At 42.5% G+C, this 21,614-nt stretch carries 21 protein-coding genes; 7 read left to right on the top strand and 14 right to left on the bottom strand.

Translation table 11 applies throughout. The annotated features are described in order from the left end of the window. The first annotated feature begins 150 nt into the window (after window positions 1-150). The gene (locus OCT63_RS15230) at window positions 151-417 is read left to right on the top strand and encodes a DUF3081 domain-containing protein (protein WP_060469754.1); all 267 of its coding nucleotides are present in this window, start codon (window positions 151-153) and stop codon (window positions 415-417) included. 137 nt (window positions 418-554) lie between these two features. Here the strand turns inward: OCT63_RS15230 and OCT63_RS15225 are convergent, their stop codons facing one another. Together OCT63_RS15225 and OCT63_RS15220 are read right to left on the bottom strand one after the other, a co-directional pair. Further along, on the bottom strand, window positions 555-1,580 hold the full coding sequence (locus OCT63_RS15225; RefSeq protein ID WP_269984000.1) for a zinc-binding alcohol dehydrogenase family protein: 1,026 nt from the start codon (window positions 1,578-1,580) through the stop codon (window positions 555-557). Window positions 1,581-1,735: 155 nt separating this feature from the next. Continuing rightward, on the bottom strand, window positions 1,736-2,521 hold the full coding sequence (locus tag OCT63_RS15220) for a glycine betaine ABC transporter substrate-binding protein (RefSeq protein ID WP_269983999.1): 786 nt from the start codon (window positions 2,519-2,521) through the stop codon (window positions 1,736-1,738). 245 nt (window positions 2,522-2,766) lie between these two features. On the opposite strand from OCT63_RS15220, the gene OCT63_RS15215 reads away from it, so the two are divergent. Beyond that, on the top strand, window positions 2,767-3,699 hold the full coding sequence (locus tag OCT63_RS15215; protein WP_269983998.1) for a LysR family transcriptional regulator: 933 nt from the start codon (window positions 2,767-2,769) through the stop codon (window positions 3,697-3,699). A 140-nt stretch (window positions 3,700-3,839) separates the two neighbouring features. Here the strand turns inward: OCT63_RS15215 and OCT63_RS15210 are convergent, their stop codons facing one another. The 7 genes from OCT63_RS15210 to OCT63_RS15180 form a co-directional block, all read right to left on the bottom strand. Beyond that, a complete protein-coding gene (locus OCT63_RS15210; RefSeq protein WP_060469758.1) occupies window positions 3,840-4,226 on the bottom strand; it encodes a hypothetical protein in 387 nt (128 codons plus the stop codon). Between the two features lie 162 nt (window positions 4,227-4,388). Beyond that, window positions 4,389-5,216 (bottom strand): Cof-type HAD-IIB family hydrolase, encoded by an 828-nt coding sequence (locus OCT63_RS15205; RefSeq protein ID WP_269983997.1) that lies wholly within the window; start codon window positions 5,214-5,216, stop codon window positions 4,389-4,391. Window positions 5,217-5,267: 51 nt separating this feature from the next. Then, a complete protein-coding gene (gene araC, locus OCT63_RS15200; protein WP_060469760.1) occupies window positions 5,268-6,107 on the bottom strand; it encodes an arabinose operon transcriptional regulator AraC in 840 nt (279 codons plus the stop codon). A gap of 64 nt (window positions 6,108-6,171) precedes the next feature. Continuing rightward, complete coding sequence (locus OCT63_RS15195; protein ID WP_161678570.1) at window positions 6,172-6,684, bottom strand: hypothetical protein; 513 nt, start codon at window positions 6,682-6,684, stop codon at window positions 6,172-6,174. 48 nt (window positions 6,685-6,732) lie between these two features. After that, window positions 6,733-8,220, bottom strand: a complete 1,488-nt coding sequence (gene araA / locus OCT63_RS15190) for an L-arabinose isomerase (RefSeq protein WP_269983996.1) — start codon at window positions 8,218-8,220, stop codon at window positions 6,733-6,735. A 9-nt stretch (window positions 8,221-8,229) separates the two neighbouring features. Next, the gene (locus OCT63_RS15185) at window positions 8,230-8,970 is read right to left on the bottom strand and encodes an L-ribulose-5-phosphate 4-epimerase (protein WP_269983995.1); all 741 of its coding nucleotides are present in this window, start codon (window positions 8,968-8,970) and stop codon (window positions 8,230-8,232) included. Next, entirely contained in the window at window positions 8,963-10,666 is a 1,704-nt protein-coding gene (locus OCT63_RS15180) for a ribulokinase (protein ID WP_269983994.1), read from the bottom strand. The genes OCT63_RS15185 and OCT63_RS15180 overlap by 8 nt, the downstream gene beginning before the upstream one ends. A gap of 371 nt (window positions 10,667-11,037) precedes the next feature. On the opposite strand from OCT63_RS15180, the gene OCT63_RS15175 reads away from it, so the two are divergent. The 3 genes from OCT63_RS15175 to araH are packed head-to-tail and all read left to right on the top strand — an operon-like array spanning window position 11,038 to window position 14,628. Then, the gene (locus OCT63_RS15175) at window positions 11,038-12,036 is read left to right on the top strand and encodes an arabinose ABC transporter substrate-binding protein (protein WP_077681349.1); all 999 of its coding nucleotides are present in this window, start codon (window positions 11,038-11,040) and stop codon (window positions 12,034-12,036) included. A 59-nt stretch (window positions 12,037-12,095) separates the two neighbouring features. Next, complete coding sequence (gene araG, locus OCT63_RS15170) at window positions 12,096-13,613, top strand: L-arabinose ABC transporter ATP-binding protein AraG (protein WP_060469764.1); 1,518 nt, start codon at window positions 12,096-12,098, stop codon at window positions 13,611-13,613. Window positions 13,614-13,638: 25 nt separating this feature from the next. Next, a complete protein-coding gene (araH, locus tag OCT63_RS15165) occupies window positions 13,639-14,628 on the top strand; it encodes an L-arabinose ABC transporter permease AraH (protein WP_060469765.1) in 990 nt (329 codons plus the stop codon). Between the two features lie 213 nt (window positions 14,629-14,841). On the opposite strand, the gene OCT63_RS15160 is transcribed toward araH, so the two are convergent. Beyond that, the gene (locus OCT63_RS15160) at window positions 14,842-15,519 is read right to left on the bottom strand and encodes a DNA alkylation repair protein (protein WP_060469766.1); all 678 of its coding nucleotides are present in this window, start codon (window positions 15,517-15,519) and stop codon (window positions 14,842-14,844) included. A gap of 124 nt (window positions 15,520-15,643) precedes the next feature. Here OCT63_RS15160 and OCT63_RS15155 point away from each other — a divergent pair, with 124 nt between their 5' ends. After that, window positions 15,644-16,267 (top strand): bifunctional 4-hydroxy-2-oxoglutarate aldolase/2-dehydro-3-deoxy-phosphogluconate aldolase, encoded by a 624-nt coding sequence (locus OCT63_RS15155; protein WP_161671690.1) that lies wholly within the window; start codon window positions 15,644-15,646, stop codon window positions 16,265-16,267. Between the two features lie 158 nt (window positions 16,268-16,425). On the opposite strand, the gene OCT63_RS15150 is transcribed toward OCT63_RS15155, so the two are convergent. The 3 genes from OCT63_RS15150 to OCT63_RS15140 all read right to left on the bottom strand — a co-directional run bounded on the left by OCT63_RS15150 (window position 16,426) and on the right by OCT63_RS15140 (window position 18,337). Continuing rightward, complete coding sequence (locus OCT63_RS15150; RefSeq protein WP_161671691.1) at window positions 16,426-17,229, bottom strand: MetQ/NlpA family ABC transporter substrate-binding protein; 804 nt, start codon at window positions 17,227-17,229, stop codon at window positions 16,426-16,428. Between the two features lie 351 nt (window positions 17,230-17,580). Next, a complete protein-coding gene (locus OCT63_RS15145; RefSeq protein WP_017058030.1) occupies window positions 17,581-17,808 on the bottom strand; it encodes a helix-turn-helix domain-containing protein in 228 nt (75 codons plus the stop codon). 1 nt (window position 17,809) lies between these two features. After that, on the bottom strand, window positions 17,810-18,337 hold the full coding sequence (locus OCT63_RS15140) for a DUF2975 domain-containing protein (RefSeq protein ID WP_161671693.1): 528 nt from the start codon (window positions 18,335-18,337) through the stop codon (window positions 17,810-17,812). Window positions 18,338-18,499: 162 nt separating this feature from the next. Between OCT63_RS15140 and OCT63_RS15135 the strand changes: the two genes are divergently transcribed. After that, a complete protein-coding gene (locus tag OCT63_RS15135) occupies window positions 18,500-18,844 on the top strand; it encodes a hypothetical protein (protein ID WP_060469770.1) in 345 nt (114 codons plus the stop codon). Window positions 18,845-19,235: 391 nt separating this feature from the next. On the opposite strand, the gene OCT63_RS15130 is transcribed toward OCT63_RS15135, so the two are convergent. Further along, window positions 19,236-20,924 carry an SgrR family transcriptional regulator gene (locus OCT63_RS15130; protein WP_269983993.1) on the bottom strand — a complete coding sequence of 563 codons (1,689 nt, stop codon included), beginning with the start codon at window positions 20,922-20,924 and terminating at the stop codon, window positions 19,236-19,238. Window positions 20,925-21,614 lie beyond the last annotated feature (690 nt).

Genomic DNA, 21,614 nt, shown 5'->3' with positions numbered 1-21,614 from the left:
ATAGTCGGAAATAGCACCTTGTTCAATTAAGAGGTAGTTTATATAAAGCACATAGAGTTATTTTTGTGATCGGAATGTAGAATTAAGCCGTAATGATTTTAAATACAAGCACTTAATAAATTCTTATTGAATACGTAGCTGGAGCGATATATGGACAACAAAATCACAACTAAAGAGTTTCTTCGAGTGTTTGATTATATTCGTTCATCAGGCAAGCAACTGGATAACCAATATCAATTGGGAGAAATTTCTGCTCGGCACGATTATGATGGCTACACCTGTTGGTTAAGCTATAAAGACGTAACAGTGACACTGATGTTCCACGGCTCATTGAAAATTGAATACGATAAGGCATCTAACTATGAAGACTTCATCAACCATTGCTTAGCAATACTCGCTACTAAACCTTCACATTAAGTTTATTCAAGCTTCAACTCAAAATGACTCTAGAAGCAAAGTGAATGACAAGAAAACAAAGCCCCTGTTGAACGATCAGAAGTCAGTTCAGTTCAGGGGCTTTTCTATGCGAACTGACCACTATTTAACTATCAAGATCAGTATTTGATAGCTGTTTTACCAATAGATGCACTACTTTCAATACGCTGATGTGCTTCTTTAAGTGTCTCGACGCTAAAGTCATGCAACGTTGTAGTAAGCGTCGATTTAATGCGACCCGCATCAATCAGATTAGCCGTTTGGAATAGGATATCTTGCTGCTTCTGGATATCGTCTGTGTTGAACAGTGAACGTGTAAACATAAGCTCCCAAACAAAGCCTGCAGATTTACCTTGTAATGCCGATAGGTTGATTCCGCCATCGAACTCAACAATCGAACTTATCATGCCTTGTGGTGCAATCAGTTCCACCATTGCGTCCCAGTGCCCTTTGGTATCGGCGACATTAAATATGTAATCGACGTGCTGAATGCCTTGCTCTCGCACCGACTCGACAAGATTACGGTGATTGACAACATGGTCAGCCCCCATATCCTTTACCCACTTTTCGGTTTCCGGTCTTGAAGCTGTCGCGATAACGTTAAGATTGGTCAGTTGTTTCGCTAATTGAATGGTTATGGAACCAACACCGCCGGCACCACCGATAATCAGTAAGGACTTTTTCTCTTCTGGACGAACACGAAGGCGGTCAAACAACGCCTCCCAAGCCGTTAATGTTGCAAGTGGCATGACGGCTGCAGCTTGGTCAGAAAGGCTCTTAGGCGCTTGAGAAGTAATGCGGTAATCTACAGCTTGATATTCTGCGTTAGCACCCATACGTGTTACGTCGCCCGCATAGTACACACGGTCGCCTACTTCAAAACCTTCCACGTCTTGGCCTTTGGCAACCACTTCTCCTACTGCGTCATAACCCAGCACTTTCGGTTGCTCAAGTACTTTATCTTTGGCATTGCGAATACGAATTTTTGCGTCGGCAGGGTTGATTGACGTCGCGCTTACTTTTACTAGCAAGTCATTATTTTTTAACTCTGGTAGGTTTGTTTCAAACTCAAACAAACTCTTTTGTTCAGTAATGGCAAGTGACTGAGTAAATCCAATAGCTTTCATTTTTAATGGTACTGACATTGTTCTTTCTCCTTGAATTCGACAAGTTAATCTTAGTGAATTTCCATTCCAGATAAACCGTCTAATATTTGAATTATTACCAATTAATATTTGATAATCGTATTATCATTATTAGGTAACATAAAAAGGTAACGGTATTGCAGACGACATAGCGGCTAGATCAAGCCCTTCTCAACCAGCCAAGCATGTGTTACTGCATCTTGTGACTTACCTTCACGGCAAACTTTATAATCCAACTCAGCAATAATATCGTTCGAGAATCGCAATGAATCGAGCTTCTGAATCTGTTCTTCGCTGAATAAACTTTTCTTGTCATTCCTTAAAAGAAGTACCGCTCTGTCAACAATTCCGAGCAAACCTTTAGGCTCTTTAATCTCCCGAATGTCATAGCGATAATGCAGGAATTGTGGTTGCCACAATGGCACTACCACCCACTCTTTGTTTGCGACTGCACTTTCAAAAGCATCGAAGCAATCACCTTCGCTACCCGTGAAAAACTCATAACCCGAATCACTAAGCCCATACTCTTTCATCATCTGGATCGAGAAACGTGTTATGCCAGCTCCTGGGTTAATCCCCTGAATTTGGGCTTTCATTCTCTTTGCTACTTCAGGCTTCAAAAGATCGGCGACTTCAGACACCGCTTCTTTGGGTACATAGTTAGGTACCCCCCACAACGCATAAGGTTCATAATGAAGTCCAAGCTCGATCAATGGCTCGACTTCCTCAACACCGGCTTTGTAGATACCATGACTTGATGGAAGCCAAGCCGAAGAGAGCATGTCAACGTCACCCGTTTTCAGTTTCTCAAAGTTTTCTTGATGAGGAGAGAAAGTACGCTCTACCTCGAACCCCAACGCTTTCAATACATTGGTAACCAGTGATGCCGTTGTACGGTGGAACGACAAATCTGTTACGCCAATTGTGATTTTTTTAGTCATCTTGCCTCCCTAGATCGTAGATTTCGTCCATACAGTGTGTATTGCGCTACGTTGTCGATATGGGAAAATGATAGTGAGAAAATTACTAATGAAAAACAGCCTCATGTTTGAATGATTTTCAAATAAATTTTGATAATAAAGTGTATGAGGTTAGCTTAGAAGGAATAAAGGTGGATTAAGCGGCTTTGTGATTAGAAAATATTTCAATACAATGTTTAAAACATTGTCAAATACAGGTAGATAATATGCTTCTTGAAGACTTGCAGGTCATTTTAAAAGTAGCGGAATTTCGCAGTATCACCGCAGCAGCCACCAACCTCGATATGCGCACCGCAACCGCGAGTGCTGCCGTCAAACGTGTCGAAGCCGCACTGGGCGCGGAACTGTTTGTAAGAACCACTCGCCATCTAAGGCTTTCCTCTGCAGGCGAACGCTATTTACCGGAATGTGAACAAGCTTTGAAGATGTTAGAGCAAGCCAAACTCAACATGCGTGAAGAGCTTGGTATTCTGGACGGAGAAATTCGTATTGCGCTTTCATCCGATCTAGGCCGAAACTTAGTCACACCTTGGCTTGATGAGTTTTTACTTGAATATCCTAACGCAGCGCTCCGCACTAACATCAGTGATAGTAATATAGATTTTTATCGAGACTCTGTTGATATGGCGCTGCGTTATGGCTCCCCGACTGACGCCAATATGTACGGTTTTAAAATTTGTGATGTCCCCAGAATCCTGTGTGCTAGCCCTGATTATTTAGCTGAAAAGGGATCACCAAATGAACCCAAAGACTTGTCTCAACACAATGGGTTGCTCTACCAACTCCATGACATCTTGCAAGATGAGTGGGTATTTAATGATGGAGTTCTAGACCATAAAGTGAAATTGAAAGGGAATAGAGCTTCGAACGACGCCGACCTTGTGAGACGTTGGTGTGTTGCGGGAAAAGGGGTTGCGATAAAATCTTGTCTAGATATGTCAAGCGAGCTACTTTCTGGTGATGTCGTCAATGTGATGCGCGCGTTTAAGCCAACACCTACGGAGCTATGGTTAGTGTGCCCAAGCCGACAATCGATCACACCGACCGTACGCTTATTAAGAGATTTATTCAGAGAGAAAACTGCGGAGATCATTTCCCAACTGAATGAACAAGGCATTGTAGAAAGTAAAACATCATAGGATCTAACGCAGCTTAGAGGTCAGTCATAGAGATACAAAAAAAGCGTTAGCGAACTTCTATCCGCTAACGCCTTTCATCATTTAAACATCATACGTGTTTGATAAACACGCTGACTTTAATGCGAGTGCCGAGTCTAGAGCTAGTTTGACTCTTCTTCAACGTCGCAGTCTGCACAGCACTGCAGTGCGATTTCATGTTCAAAGGTGATGGTATCGTTACCTTCTTCTAGCAACTCGACGATTTCATCCGCGACTTCTTTCTCATCATCCGCTTCGATTCCACTCTCTAGCTCTTCTTCCGAATAACCGAAAAAATTCAGTAATAAGTACTCACGAGCTTCCTCTTTAGTACATACCACGTTTGCTGAAAGATCAGGCGTAACCTCGCCTTGCGCAAGCGTCGCCGTTACTTGTGCGATAGCATCATCTTTCATCGCAGGCGTTAACCAACCCAGATCAGTACTTACGGTTGTTTTTTTACAATCGAAGCAAGGAAGTTGATGAAAGTAGTATTGAAAGGTAGTCATAGGTAATTTCTTCTTTAGGTGTTGTATAGCAAGATTATGCGCGTTTTCTTATAAAATACTATCTCAATAGACACCGAAGACCAACTACTTGCTGCGTCGTCATCCAGTACATGAGAAAAAGTGCTACAGAGCGAGTCATTTACCAGTTAACGCTTACCGGCTTCACTTCAATGGAAAAAGTTCTTTTAATAACAAAGCTAACCCTTCTCCTTGATTGTCCGTGCTTGTCACCCGATCAGCGGAGTTTTGTACTTTCTCGCTAGCATTTAGCATCGCGACACCACAACCCGCCATAGAAAGCATTGAAACATCGTTGAAATTGTCTCCGATCGCAACAATTCGGTTTATATCAAGCGACATATTAGATGCATAGCCCAGTAGCGCTCTGCCTTTACTGTGCCCTTTAATGGCTAAATCAATTCGGTTGGTTCCTGAAATAGAACCCGAAAAATGAGTGGTAATCAGTTCTTCTTGCAAAAACTGGTTGAAGTTATCCGTACTGCCTTGAACCACAAACTTCCAAATACACTCGGCCCTTTGCTGTTCTTGAACTAGGTTTTCCACAAAATAAATATTAGGTCGTTTATCGATGGGATAACTATCAGCCCATTGTTTTAGAGGTAAGATATATGGCATGGGGTCTTGGTCCCAAACCGCCATACCAGAATCAGTGTACATCACTATTTTTAAGTCATAGTCAAAGGCGAGTTGCAAGAACGCATTAGCCAAGGTTGGGGAAATTGGTGTCCCGCTTTCAACCTGCTGATTTACATAGTTGTATTGGTAAACACCGTTGCAACAGATAATCGGCAAGGTAACACCCAATTGGTCATAATAAGGTTTTGCTGCAGTATGGTGGCGACCTGTAACGACCACAACATGATATTTATCTACAATTTTTTGAACATAGTCTCTCACCCAAGGGTTTAAAGTATGATCATTTCTGAGTGCCGTACCATCAAGGTCCAAAGCGAGCAATTGGTAATTCATGCGATATACCGAGTTTATTATGTGGAAAAGCAAGATATTTTCTTGCCGCGACTAAGTAATTTGCTCTCTATAAAGCTTAGGGCTAACACCTGACTTGCGTTTAAAGACTCGTGAAAAATAGAGGGGATCGGTATAGCCGACAACCCTGCCTATCCTGTTGACCGAATAGTTGGTGGTCACCAAGAGTTGCTTAGCTCGGCTGACTCGTTGGTCGTCTCGCCATTGAGTAATCGTCATACCAACTTCATCACGAAATAGGTGGCCTAAACGCGAAGCGGATAAACAAGTGAAATCCGCAATATCTTCTAGAGAGAAACTTTGACTTAAATTTTGTGCCATATAGTTCATCGCCTCAATCACACGTGGGTCGAGAGGTTTATTGACGACATCTGGCTGGATACTTTTACAGCGAATAATCAGTTGCTCAAGAAGGTTGATCGCTAAATCATCGCGATAAGGCATATCGGATTTGGAAATATATTCTATATCGATAAATAGCTTCTCTAGCATTGAAACCGTGCTGCTTTCTATTCCCTTGGTGAGATATACCCCTTTATGCTGTTCGTGCCAGCAAAGCCACTCGTTCCAAAATGCACGTGGACGAAAATAAATCCATCGGTGGAACCAAGAGGCATTGTCTTTTTTACGATGATAAAAGTGAGTCGCACTCGGTGGAAAGAGCAGTAAGTCACCCGCTTTTACATCAAAAGCCTCATCGCCATGGAAAATAGTACCCTCTCCTTGGCTGGTGAGGTTAATAATGAAACCTTTCATCCCATTTGGTCGATCAATGACAAAATCTAGCTCATCTCCTTCAATAATAGGAGTGAGGCCAGCCACAAGGTGAGCGTCAAAGTTATACCCGGGCTTTAATGGATCGTTGTTTTGCATGCATTATCTATATTGAGGTTTATGTCAGTTTATTCGGGCTACGAAAGAGTGTCACCGTGATTCCTCACAGTTTATCCAGAATAATCCACTGTTTAGCAGAAAACGCTTCTCTGAAAAAATCGGTCTTCTCCGTTTTGGATAGAAAGTCACTCGGCAGACCGTCTCTTCTATGTTGCCAAGGGAAGTGAGGTTTAGGGGGGGCTTCCTTATCAATAGGGCGCGGTAGATGTTGGATTTCATGGCGGATATCCAAACGTGTAGGTACGCTATTGCGCGCTAGGTATTCAATCACCAGAGCATCGCCAGAAAAATAGTAATTCATGTTAATCGACAACGTTTCTGAATGTTGCACCTGACACCACTGCTCTAGCCGATCCGTTTTGTGACGAAACTTCCAGTTAGCTTCCGATACAGAAATCAGGTTTCCGTTATTCATAACCTCAATAACACCAACATAATGAGTTTCACCATCGTATTGAAGTTCAAAACTCGTGGGGTGCGCACTGGCGAGCTTAAGTACCCAGCATGATTTTTCCAATTGATAAATGGGAGTAGCAACTACATCTGTATCATTCACAAATTGACTCCAAAGTGCTCCCTTATAGGAGCACATTATTGAGATTAATTATCGGTAGTAAACGCCGTTGTTGCGTAAGTCTTGTTTGAACTGACGCAAGTTAGTGTCATTATCAATTACGACCATTTCGATGCCTAGAATTTCTGCGTAGTCAGCCAGTGTAGACAAGGTTACCGCTTGGCTATAAACCGCATGATGCGCGCCACCAGCGTGAATCCAAGCCGCCGCTGCCACATTAAGGCTAGGTTGTGGCTCCCACAATGCATGAGCAACAGGAAGATGCGGTAATGATGCTGGTGGAGTAATCGTATCAACCATATTCACCACCATTCTAAAGCGATCACCAAGGTCAATAACAGACACATTCAATGCTTCACCAGATTGACCACTAAAAATCAGACGTGGGATATCACAACGACAACCTATTGTGTGACGGTGGATCTCTAGTTTAGGTTTCGCCGCGGCGATAGATGGACAGACCTCGAGCATATGAGCCCCCAAAACCTGACCTTTCCCGCCAAAATTGTAGGTGTAGTCTTCCATAAATGAAGTTCCGCCTTCCCTACCTTGCCCCATTACTTTAATAATGTGAGTCATAGCAGCCGTTTTCCAGTCACCCTCACCACCATAACCAAAGCCTTTACTCATCAATCGCTGTGTCGCGAGTCCTGGTAGATTCGTTAGGCCCGTTAAGTTTTCGAACGTATTAGTGAAAGCGCTCGCACCAACCGAATTGAGGAAAGATTCCATACCCAACTCGAGACGAGCTTCTTGCACCATCAATATCTTTTGGTCTTTATCATTTAGAAGCTCTGGCGCCATCTCATAGGTTGATGCATATTCGTCAAGCAAATGATTCACATCTGATTCTGATACCGAGTTGACTACATCGCTCAGCTCACCCAGCCCATAAGCATTCACTTCGTAACCAAATTGAATTTGTGCAGAGACTTTATTGCCTTCCGTTACGGCAACTTGGCGCATGTTGTCACCAAAGCGTGCAACTTTAAGTTGTTTGCCGGCTTCTACACCAATTGCGGCGCGACACCATTCATCAACATCTTTATGCACTTGCTCGTCTTCCCAGTGGCCCACAACCACTTTTCGCTCAATATTCAGACGAGTACCAATAAAACCGAACTCACGGCAACCATGCGCACTTTGATTGAGATTCATGAAATCCATGTCAATCTCATCCCATGGCAGTTGCGCATTAAACTGTGTATGTAGATGTAGGAATGGTTTGTTAAGTTGAGTTAAGCCTGCAATCCACATTTTCGCGGGAGAGAAGGTGTGCATCCAGAGCATTAAGCCGACACAATTCGGATCGTTGTTCGCTGCACGGCACACCGCAAGGATTTCGTCAGGCGTTTTTACTGTGCCTTTGTTAGCGATGTCTACAGAAATTCCTGGAGCTGCATTTAGGCCAGCAATGATTTCTTCACTGTTATTTGCCACACTTTCTAAAACTTTTGGGCCATACAGATGCTGAGAACCTGTCACAAACCATACTTGTTTCTCATTGAAAATATTCATCATGTATCCTTATTTTTTGGTTTGACCGTAGTAGGCGTTTGCGCCGTGCTTACGTAAATAGTGTTTATCCAAGAGCGATGGATTAATCGAACTTACGCCCGAGTTGATTTGTAATGTTTGTAATGCCATACCAGCAACCACCTCCACCACCACAGCATTATGTACAGCTTGATGTGGATCTTTCCCCCAAGTAAACGGTGCGTGCTCTTTAACAAGAATACCGGGAGCAGCCATCGCGTCTCCGTCACCAATGGTTTCAACAATCACTTTGCCGGTGTTTAACTCATAATCTTCAGCAATCTCTTTGTCACTCAATGCTCGAGTACAATCGATTTGACCATAGAAATAGTCCGCGTGAGTGGTCCCCAGAGCCGGAATGGCGCGACCTGCTTGAGCCCATGCTGTCGCTTGTGGCGAATGAGTATGGACAATACCGCCAATATCGGGATATTGGCGATAAAGCTCTAAATGCGTCGCGGTATCTGAAGAAGGATTCATCTCTCCCTCAACGATTCGGCCTTGTAGATCCACAATTACCATGTTGGCGGCGCTGAGTTCGCTGTATTCAACACCACTCGGTTTAATGACGACCAAACCTGACTTACGGTCGATGCCTGAAACATTCCCCCAAGTGAAGGTCACAAGGTTATGGCGCTGGAGGTCCATATTGGCTTGCCAAACTTGATGACGAAGTGCTTTAAGGCGATCTGCGGTTAAATCAACGTCGGTCCATACTGTTTGTTCAGACATTGTCACGCTCCTGAGATTGATGAAATTCAGCAAGCTGCTCCATATGCTGCCCTAATTGACGATAGGTCGCATATCGCTCCGCTCTCATCGCTTGTACTTCTGGGTTTGGTAAATAGGCTTGACGAACGGGGCTGGCCATCACACTTTGTGCTGCTTTGGTATTTGGGTAAACGCCTGCGGCTACTGCAGCAAATATCGCCGCCCCCAAGGCACAGCATTGCTCCGACTCTACGACGACGATTTCGCGGCCTATCCCATCAGCACACATTTGCATCACATAAGGTGATTTCTGAGCAATACCACCAATGGCAATCACGCGTTCAACCGTTACGTCTTGTTCAATAAAGCAATCCACAATCGCTTTTGCACCATGCGCCGTCGACTCTACAAGCGCTGAGAATATAGCGGGTGAAGCACTGCCAAGATTCAAATCGCAAATTGCACCTTTTAAACGCTGATTTGCATAGGGTGTACGTCGACCATTAAGCCAATCCATTGCCACTGGTGTGTACTGATCAATGCCTTGCTGCTCTGCCGCTTCCGAAAGCATTGGCAGTAAGTCAGAAGCGATTTCTTCCGCGGTCAACGCAAAGTCTGGGTTACGCTCTACATAAGCCTGCAATGGCCACATCAATACGTTTTTAAACCAAGCGTACATATCACCAAACGCTGATTGCCCCGCTTCTAAAGCGAGCAACTCGGGCATAGCACTGCCTTCTACTTGGCCACAAATCCCATGAATAGTGCGGTCACCGACCTGCTCTGCTTCCACCATTAAAATGTCACAGGTCGAGGTTCCAATGACTTTCACTAAGTCATTGGCGCCAGCACCCGCTCCAACGGCACCCATATGACAATCAAACTCACCAATGGCGATGGCAATACCTTCCGGTAGTCCCAATCGCTCTGCCCACTCTTTCGAGAGATACCCAGCCGCTTGATCTGATGTGAATACATCCGAAAACATGCGGTCACGAATACCATCGAGTGTTGGAGAAATTGCGCTTAAGAAGGCTTGGTCAGGCAAACCACCCCAGCTGTCGTGCCACATGGCTTTATGCCCAGCAGCACAAATACTACGGCGTAGTTTTTGAGGATGTTGATTACCGGAAAGAGTAGCTGGAATCCAGTCACAAAGCTCTACCCAGCTATAGGCTCGCTTTGCAATTTGTTCATCTTGTTCACTGACCCACGCAGCTTTAGCCCAGAACCATTCCGATGAATACACCCCACCGATGTAGCGGGTGTAATCGGTATAGATTCCCGAGTGTGCTAGCTCATTAATCAAATCGGCTTTGGTTACCGATGTATGGTCCTTCCATAAAACGAACATCGCATTGGGGCTGTTTTCGAACTCTGGAAGTAAAGCGAGAATGGTACCGTTTTCATCAATTGGCGCAGGTGTCGAACCCGTTGTATCAACACCAATACCCACGACAGAAGAAGTTACGGTAGGTGAAACTGTGCTCAACACTTCTTGGATAGCGTCGGTCATCGCATCCAGATAATCTTGGGGGTGATGCCTGAACTGAGATTGATCAGGCTGACAATAAAGTCCTTTGATCCATCTTGGGTAATAGACAACAGACGAAGATACTTCTTTGCCTGTGTCTGCATTAACGACAAGAGCACGTACAGAGTCCGATCCGAAATCTAAACCAATTACATGCTGCTGATGTGTTTTCAATGTGTCCATAAGAGCTCCAACTTTTGGTCAGCAAACTAAATCCTCTTGCAGTTATAGCGAGAGCGAAGCCGTTATCCCATAAATAGGCTCGCTAACTTTATGGACAAAAACGCCACGAGACATTTTTTGTGTTCTCTCTAACACCTAGGGAAATCGAGCTAGAATCACACAACAATTAGCAAACTTAGCATTTTAAGTGCTGACAAATTCATCTCAAATCACGAAAAAAACACTAACCGAGAGCTACATCATAGTCTCTGCGGCTAAATAAATGGACAAAAACGCTACATTCCTCAGCTGTGATTCTTATCACTAATAATTATTCCAAGATCCACAAATATGTAGGACGAACACTCACCTCTACCAGCGGATGGATAACAATGAAACTAAAAAAACTACTCACAGTCGCGGCCTTATCTGGCATCACTTTACTCAGCGCTTCTGCCAATGCCTTTTTCGGCTCTAACGATGAAACTCGATTAGGCTACCTGGTTAAGCAACCGGAAGAACCATGGTTCCAAACCGAATGGTCATTCGCTGAAAAAGCAGGTAAAGATTTAGGCTTTGAAGTCGTAAAAATGGCCGTGCCCGATGGCGAAAAAACCCTTAATGCTATCGACACACTGGCGGCACAAGGTGCGAAAGGTTTCGTTATTTGCACACCTGATCCTAAATTAGGTCCTGCAATTATGGCGAAGGCAAAAAGTTATGACCTGAAAGTTGTGACAGTCGATGACCAATTCCTGAATGCGAAAGGCGAACCGATGACCGACGTTCCATTAGTTATGATGGCAGCAACCGCTATTGGCGAACGCCAAGGAACGGAGCTTTACAATGAAATGCAGAGACGTAACTGGGATGCCTCTACAACAGGTGTCATGGCAATCACCGCTGACGAACTTGATACAGCACGCCGTCGTGTAGATGGCTCGATTTCGGCACTAGAACAAGCCGGCTTCCCTGTCGATCAGATCTACCGTGTACCAACGAAAACCAACGACATCCCAGGTGCACTAGACGCAGCAAACTCTCTGCTTGTTCAATACCCAACCGTTAAGCAATGGCTAGTTTTAGGCATGAACGACAATACAGTACTAGGCGGTGTACGTGCCACTGAAGGTCAGGGGTTCAGTGCAAACGACGTAATCGGTATTGGTATCAATGGCGTCGATGCAGTGAACGAACTGGCTAAATCTCAGCCGACAGGGTTCTACGGTTCACTGCTACCTAGCCCAGACGTACATGGCTACAAAAGTATCGAGTCACTTTACAAATGGGTGACTGATGATATCCAGCCAGAGAAGTTTGTAGAAGTTACAGACGTTGTACTTATCACGCGTGATAACTTCAAAGACGAACTAGCTAAGAAAGGGCTTTAAGCTCACTTTCGGTGACGACCTTATGGGTCGTCACCACCTGACTTAACGGAGAGAATGTCATGGCTAAGTCCCCCTCTTACATAGAGTTTCGCAATATTTCAAAGCACTTCCCCGGTGTTAAGGCATTGAACAACGTTAGCTTCCGCGCCGATGCGGGCAGTGTTCACGCTTTGATGGGCGAAAATGGTGCTGGTAAATCAACGCTTCTCAAAACTCTCAGCGGATTTCATCAACCAACTGACGGTCATATCGCCATTGACGGTGAAGAAGTGGCGCTAAACTCAACCAATGATGCCCTTGCTTACGGTATTGCCATTATTTATCAAGAGCTCAACCTCGTTCCTGAACTGACGGTTGCCGAGAATATTTATCTTGGGCAGTTGCCAACCAAGGGCGGCCGAGTGGACACCGAAACTCTAAACAAAAATGCACGAGTTCAGTTAGAACGCTTAGGTGAAACCTTCGATCCTTCATGCCAATTAAAGGATCTTTCTATCGGCCAATGGCAAATGGTTGAAATTGCCAAAGCATTGAGTCGCAATGCACAAATTATCGCTTTTGATGAGCCAACCAGTAGCTTATCGCAACGAGAAATTAAGAACCTATTTAAGGTTATTCGTGAACTGCGTGATTCTGGAAAAGTCATCATGTATGTATCACATCGTATGGAAGAAATATTCGACCTTTGTGATGCAATTACTATCTTCAAAGATGGTGAGCACGTGCAATCATTCCATGATATGTCTGAACTGACTCATGACCGATTAGTGGAATTGATGGTAGGTCGCGAAATCAACGATATCTACAACTATCGTTCACGTCAGCATGGTCAAAGTGGCCTGCGTATAGAAAACTTCGAAGGCCCAGGGTTAAGCCAGCCGCTATCAATGGATATCAAACAAGGTGAAATTTTAGGGTTATTTGGCTTAGTGGGAGCTGGACGAACCGAGCTAACTCGCCTTATTTTTGGTGCCGATAAGAAAAGTGCAGGAGACCTGTTTCTTCACAATATTAAAATTGGCGTAAAAACCCCGCAAGATGCCATTCGAGCTGGTATTACGCTGTGCTCGGAAGACCGCAAAGCCGACGGCATCGTTCCTATCATGTCGGTTCAAGAAAACACAAACATTAGTGCTCGTCCTTGGAATCTAAAGTTCAAAAGCTTGATTGATTTCGACTGGGAGAAAAAAAACGCTTCGAAGCAAAAAGAAGCACTTAATGTAAAAACTTCTTCTTTAGAACAACCTATTGGAAAACTGTCCGGTGGTAACCAGCAGAAAGTCATTCTTGGCCGTTGGTTGTCAACAGCAATGAGCGTCATCTTGTTGGATGAGCCTACCCGCGGTATCGATGTTGGAGCAAAGTCAGAAATATACGAACTCATTTTTAAGCTGGCGGAAAACGGGGTGACCGTACTCGTCGTTTCCAGCGACTTACCGGAAGTATTGGGTATCTCAGATCGCGTCGTTGTCATGAAAGAAGGCGCTGTGACCGGTGAATTACAACGCGACGAATTTAACGAGCAAACTGCGCTTCGTCTGGCAATGCTAGACCAAGAAGGTTCGGCCGCTGCTTAACGCTTAAAAATTAAGGAATATTATTATGTCTGTAACAAGCTCTACAAAACCTCTTGAACAACAGGACGCAAAACGCTCCTTTAATTTGGCCGGCATTTGGGACCGATTCGGAATGCTGATTGTGTTCGCTGGTCTATTTATTCTATGTGCCTTATTTGTGCCTTACTTTGCGACTTTCATCAATATGAAAGGGCTTGGTCTGGCAATTTCGATGAGTGGCATGGTGGCATGTGCGATGCTGTTCTGCTTAGCTTGCGGTGATCTCGACCTGTCTGTCGCTTCAATTATCGCCTGTTCAGGTGTCGTGACCGCAGTAGCAATTAATGCAACGAGCAGTTTGGTACTTGGTATTGGTGCTGGGTTATTGTCTGGTGCAGCATTTGGGCTACTTAACGGTTTCGTGATAGCGAAACTGAAAATCAATGCGTTAATCACTACGTTAGCAACCATGCAGATCGCTCGTGGTCTCGGCTACATCATCTCCGACGGCAGAGCAGTAGGTATCACAGAAGAGAAATTTTTTGCTTTGGGTAACTCATCCATCCTAGGAATTCCGACACCGATATGGCTGACCATGATTACTTTTGCTCTATTCGCTTTTCTTCTCAATCGTACGGTTTACGGTCGCAATACGTTAGCGATAGGTGGTAACGAAGAGGCGGCGCGTTTGGCTGGTGTCAATGTGGTCAAAACTAAGATGATCATTTTCACCGTATCAGGGTTAATCTCAGCGCTTGCTGGGGTTATTTTGGCGGCGCGTATGACAAGTGGTCAACCAATGACCTCCGTAGGTTTCGAATTGGTCGTCATTTCAGCTTGTGTGCTCGGGGGAGTATCTCTCAAAGGTGGCATAGGCAAAGTGTCCTATGTTATTGCTGGGGTATTGATTCTGGGAACGGTAGAAAATGCGATGAACCTGCTTAACATGTCACCGTTTTCTCAATATGTCGTCCGAGGCATCATATTACTAGCCGCTGTTATTTTTGACCGTTACAAGCAGAGTAATCAAGGATAAGTTGATAAGATCTCAGGATCATTAGATTATTCATGTATGACACGGTAAGGGGTCAGTCATTACATTTAGTAGCAATGCCAGTGAATCCTCGCTGGCATTCCTCAATATTTGACTGGTGAAAAGCATAAGGTGATTGGCCCTGAGGCACAAGTATTCAATCTAGGTCGAAGAATCAGGGAAATGATCTCAAGACTGACATATAAAGGATTGAAACTAATCATCACTATTCAGCCATTTCAGTCCTTCTCGCCTTGCCAACCCTTGAATGTTTTGCTGGTCAATAAACGACTCCACAGAATTTGCGTTAGTTTTCGAGAACTCTCGTAATGCCCAACCTATCGCTTTTTGTATAAAGAATTCCTCATCAGCCTGATTTTCTTTGATTACTTCAAAAAGAAGGCTTTCGTTAGTCTGCTGTTTGAACTTTAATTGATAAAGCAATGCGGACCGCCTCAACCAGATATTATCAGAGACGCGCCAACGGCTTATATAATCTTGAGTTTGAGCAGTATGGTTGATATGCAGGGCCGCAACAATGTGTGAAGCGAGCAAATCAACTGTGTCCCACCATGATTTCGTGATGATCAACCACTCGACTTCAGCTAAGAATGTTTCTGGAAGCTGCTTTTTGCGTTTAATGAGTAAGTCGACAGCAACCATTTGAAACTCCCTTTCAGGAAGTAACCATAGCTCTCTGATAATACGAGGTAAATCATCGATATTGGGGAGCTGTTCTTTTGCAAAAAGAGGCTTCAAAACTTCTCTTCTTTGTGTTGCCTGAATTCCATAGAATTGAAATCGGTGACGCATGTAAGCTTGCATCTGTGGTGCTTTGTCACTATTTGCCAAAGGTTCAAGTGCTGTTTTTATCGCATTATTCCAAGTATGCATTTAGTCAGTATCCCTAAGTATAAACAGAGTTCAACTCTAAATAAAAATGGCATTTAATCATAGCGTTAGGAGATTTTTTAATTCATATTATTTCGACAAACTTCGATTAGACTAAGGACAAACAATGACAACTGTTAAACAACGTTTAAGTGATATAAAAGTCGTCCCTGTAATTACAATTAAAGATGCAAGTAAAGCGGGTAAGCTCGCAAAAGTTCTCGTTGAGAATGGTCTTCCTTGCGCTGAGGTGACTTTTCGTACTCCAGCCGCGCCACAAGCGATTAAAAATATGCGCAAAGCTTACCCAGACATGCTAATCGGCTCGGGGACGGTAATCACCACTCAGCAAGTAGACGAGTCAATAAAAGCTGGTGTCGATTTCGTGGTAAGCCCAGGACTAAATCCAACAACCATCAAATACTGTCAGCAGCGTGGCGTACAAATCGTACCAGGCGTCAATAACCCTAGCCTTGTTGAACAAGCTATAGAACTCGGCCTCGATACATTAAAATTCTTTCCAGCTGAGCCTTCTGGCGGGGTGGATATGTTAAAAGCACTCACAGCGGTTTATCCTGTAAGCTTTATGCCAACGGGCGGGATTAGCCCTAAAAATGTCAATGACTATCTAGCCCTTCCTGCCGTATTTGCCTGTGGCGGAACATGGATGATCCCGTCAGATCTTGTCGATGACGAAAAATGGGAGGAACTTGGTCGTTTAATCGCAAATGTTGCTGACATGATTAAATAGCGACGCTGAATCCAACCATTTACAAATGAGATAGCAAGCAGATCATTAGACACATGCTCTGCTTACTAACAATACCTACCCTCACTGTACAACTATCGACCAGTCACTCATGACTTACCCGGCTTTGCTACACAATTAGGTGGGCTTTGCTGTCTGGCTTAATTAGCCGCTTCGATGGTGCCTTTAAAGGTAGTATCTAAGAAGTCATTAATTTCTTGAGAGTGATAAATCGAGAGGATTGTTTCAAACACTTTTTTGTTTTTATCTTCATTTCGTGCAGCAACAACCATTACCGCCAAAGGCGCATTTTTGGGTTCCAAGTAAATCCCCTGTTTCTTCGGGTCGAGTCCAGAAGACATCACATAGTTCATAGTAATTGCTGCTGCATCTACATCATCAAGTGTACGTGGCAGTTGAGCAGCCTCTACTTCAACAAATATAATGTTTTTTGGGTTGGCGACGATATCTTTCAAAGAGGCGCTAAAGCCAACGCCTTTTTTCAGCGAAATCAATCCTGCATCTTCAAGTAGCAGTAACCCACGGCCGCCATTAGTCGGATCGTTCGGGATCGCAATACGAGCATTCTCAGGGAGCGCGTCAAGTGCAGTGTATTTGTTAGAGTAAACTCCCATACGCATCAAAATTGAACGGCCAATCGAGACTAAATTACTGTTGTGATTATCGTTATAGTTATCGAGAAACGGCTGATGTTGATAGCTATTAAGGTCAATACTTCCATCACTTAACGCTGCATTCGGAGTGATATAATCCGAAAATTCAACCACTTCAATATTAATCCCTTGCTTTTCTGCCTCTTTAGCGACCGCCTCTACCACTTGTGCATGTGGCCCCACCGTTGCACCAATTTTGATAATCGATTCGTCTTTTTTCTCGCATCCTGTTACGCCCAATACAAATGTTAATGCCAGTAACAATATTGTGATTTTTTTACCGCTTCTCATGGTCACTCCATATAAAAAATAAAGACACTTAGATATCTAGACGTCCATAATATCGAACAGTGTGATTGGGTCAATAGGCTTGTTAAAAATTAAGTGAAGTATTGTTACTTATAAGTAAGGCATACTTGTTTTCTAATGGTTGAAAAGAGTGAATAGCTATAAATTGATATTCACTATAAATATGGACAAGATTCGATAGAAACTAATACGGAAATGCACAGGAATACGTTTCAACGTTAAAGATACACGGCTTCGGGGGCAATAGTGGATCAAGCAATAGTGGCTCAAGTAGAGAAAGGTGAAGAGATGTTGAAACTCCTCACCTTTGAGATTAATTTTACAAGCAATACCTCACGATGGTGAATCCTCTTGGCTATTCGGTACATATTCTAAAATGTCTCCCGGCTGACAATTTAGATGAGTACATATAGCTTCCAGCGTCGCAAGTTTGACCGCCTTTGCTCGCCCATTTTTGAGAACGGATAAGTTTTGTTCAGTAATACCAATGAGCTTGGCTAACTCGTTCGATCGCATCTTCCGCTTTGCCAACATGACATCCAGATTGATTATAATCGCCATACTAAATTGTCAGCTCGCTTTCTTCTTGTAAAACGGCTGCTTTTTCCATCACAACTGCAATTACTCGCACAATAAAACCGATAATCATCATAGTAATATCGCTATCGTCGATTGTGAACGACATGTTCCAATTACCATCGCTGAAAGATAGAGCTAGACTAAGAAGTACGTCCATCAGAAGTTCAACAAACGGCGTAGCAATTAATAGATAGCTGAGTTTTTTGAAGCACTCAGTGTTCTGAAGTTCAAAAATTATTCCCTTTTCGTACAAACGAAATAACACAATTAACTGCCACAATAATGCCACCGTAAGCATTGTAGAAATCATGCTAGGGAAGTAACCGATCAAAGAGCGCCCTGTCGATAGAGGGAGTGAAACTTCAATCGGAAAACTGGCATTAAACCATGCTGCATTGAACATCGTAGCGCTAAACCAAAACACAGTATTCAGCACAACGGAAAACACTATAGAAAACCAGAATAAAGTAAGAAGTTTACGACTAAAGTTGCTGATGGATTGTTTCGACATGATAGACCTTATAATTGATTAACTTTTTAGCAATACTAATCAGTTAAAAATAAAAATCAATAATAACTTATCGTTTTACGGTAAATTATTATTGATTTTTTGATAGATACTACTTAACATATACCATCTTAGTTAACAAAATGATGAATAGAAATGACCATAATGAAAAAACACATTCTCCTGTCCATTGCATTATTTATGACTGCAGAGCCTAGTGTAGCCAAAGGCATATTTGTGGATGACCTTGATACTGAGTACAAGATCACAAACGACAACTCATGGGAAAACTCCCCCTATGCTATAGACGCGACGTCCGAATCAAATGCTTTTACTGGCGACAAATGCACACAGATAAGCAAAAATCAGTTTAGCTCGCACCCGGACTCGACAAAAAACCAAGATGTAAAATGCTACGTCACTCACTTTCCGAAAAGTGATATCAGGACTCGTATGCAGTCGAATGAGGATGGTGATGTGAGTGTTGGTTTTTCTTGGGATTTTGATTGAGCATGACTTGACCCCGCCTATACCCGACAGGCAACAACCCATAAACACGCTCAGCGAGATAGTGCCTAGATCCATATCCATCTTGACTGTCATAAAAGGATAAATAGGTTAAAGAGGAACGGGCATACTTTCACATGCAATAATGAAGAGGAGTCTATATTAGCTATCGTTTCGCACTTCTCTACAATCATAATCCTGCATGCTAAAACCGTTGTGAGAGAGCTAATAGGTTATTGCTGAGTATCAATTTATATGAATGCCGGCTAAGGCTATTTCGAAATTAACAGCGATGTTTCAATTAGGGTTCGCAAGTGCCTTTGTTACCTCTATTTATGCAACAAAGTCATTTGCGTTGCCGCTTGCTCCCTTCCCAAATATTTCCAATTGTTTATCAATCGTTTATCCATATTTTCCTAAGTGATAGTATTCCTGTGCTGTCTGGCTTTATTCCTTGAATTGTATTAACAACACTGTAACTACTACATTCACGCCATAAGGGAACGGAGATACAATTTTGAATCAACCAATCTTCACAACGGTATAATTGTTCGAAAAAATCTACTTCATCCACACTAGAAAGTAAGAGTTGATCAACGAAGGCCACAAGCATTTCTTTTTTGCTTTCTGAAAGTGAGTATTGTGCTCCTTCACTGCATAACAACCATTTATAATAGGCGAACAAATGGTTGTCTTGAGATAAATAACCAGTTATGTCCATATCATAAAACCCTAAGTTTCGTTGTTCTAATCTAACCTCTACTATGTCTAATCCACAACTTCTTAAATAACTTAACAGGGCTATTCTTTTCGTCTCTTTTTCTTTGGGTTTAACAATACGTACGACTCTATTAGGTTTCTTTATATCAACATTAGGTATGTGAAAGCATTTATCTTGATGAAAACCAGCTACAGAATTTGCAATAGGGGAAAAAGGTGAGCTCGTATTTTCACAGAAGTCTCTAGCTTGTTTAATGACCCAAGCTCTCTCATTTAAAGTTAACCCGTTTTCATGACAGTTAAACTCCAACACTTCACATCCATTATCTAAAGGGAATTTAATATCAGTTTCTTTAGAGTTAGGTAGAAATCCATTATGCACTATGTGTCCCGTTGTTACTTCATGGCCTTTATCTATCATCCAGAACTCTGCACGATCAATCAAACCACGTTCATGAAAATACTCTCTGTTTTTTGTTAGAACCCAACTTTTGAGGTTGGTGCTTTCTAATACAAATGGGCCTGTACCATAAGGAATTTCCCTTGTGTCTTCTTTTAAATAAATAGATGAACTAAGCTCTGACAAGAGGTGTAATATCATAAAGTCTTTTTGGGCCATTTCTAGGACGACCCAACTGTTAGAATAACTAACTTCCTTAACATGACGATACAACAACTCATACACGTGTTTCTGTTGTATTCTATCTAAAATATTTTTTGCAACTAGTTTTGCAGTGAGTCGTTTACCATTGTGAAAATAAACATCAGGTTGAATACGCAACCATAGATCATTGCCACGATATTCATAATGATGTGCTAAATGAGGGCGGTTTTTCCCTGAGTATTTATCAAACTTCAACAACGTGTCAAACATGGCCTCAATGTAAAGCTTGGAGTTAGAGAATTCAGCTTTTAGTGGATGTAATTCAGGTTGATAATAAGGCACTAAGGAGATAAGCGTATTTTGAGACTTAAGAGCTCTACTGGCATCTGATAACCATGAAGGTAGGTAAGTATAAAAGCTATCAATGAAATTGAAGTTTTCAGATAAGGTAACCGCCTCACTCAACTGCCCTCTTCGACAATACTCTTTTAGAACTATCATCAAAATAGCGCTGAATTCCACATTAACGATTAGAGTTGATCTATTTCCTCGTCCTCTCCCTGACTTCCAATCAACCCATCCCATAGCAGACATTTTTTTCATTATCTTGGGGACGTTTCGAGTGGAGCAGTGAAGCTGCTCAGAAAGACTATTTGTATCGGTTTCATGTTCACTATATCTAGGATAAAGGTCACATAGCTTCTTAAGTAGACGTAAGTTGGATCTAGAAATAAAACCTGAACTCTTTTCTTTTTTCATATCGGCTTTTATCGTTTAACTGTATAAAGTTCATCCTATGCTAAGTGAATAGCTGAAGACGAGTGGTGTTTCAACGTAGATTATACATAATATACAAAAACTGTCTCATTTATTATTTCATAATATATAGAAGTTTTGCTTTCTTAATTTAATAATCTACGATTTTCTCCGCTTCACCTACTAATAAATGCAGTCTCATATCTAAACGCAGTTACAGAACGCCTAACCGGAGCAAAGCAGTACAACTAAGTGCAAATTAAAGAGGGTTCTCTACTCTATTGGATTAAGAAAGAAACGGTAACTAATAAAAAACATGGGAAGTCGCCAATTGAACAACATAGCCATTATTATTGCAACTATGATGATACGAGTTTACCTCATAACTACAAAGGTTAAGAGGTTCATTGTTTAAACTGCTAAAATTCTATTGGTTTGTTCTAATTATGTTACATTAGGTACCAAGCGAGGTTAAGTAAGTTGATGAGGGGATTAAAAATAAATGGTAAAGTGATACAGCTATCACAAAATCATTACACGCAGTAAAAATACCACCGACTATACCAATAAACCTGAACTTTTATTAAATTAAAAGCCACTTTAAATTTGTGAAAATTTAAATCATAATTTAAGGGAAACACATTCTCAATCAGAGAGTAAGCTTTAATCTTATTTAATCTATAAAAACAGTTT

This window comes from Vibrio sp. RW, assembly GCF_027587105.1.
In the GTDB taxonomy this organism is placed as follows: domain Bacteria; phylum Pseudomonadota; class Gammaproteobacteria; order Enterobacterales; family Vibrionaceae; genus Vibrio; species Vibrio toranzoniae.
This window is presented reverse-complemented; position numbering and strand designations above follow the sequence as displayed.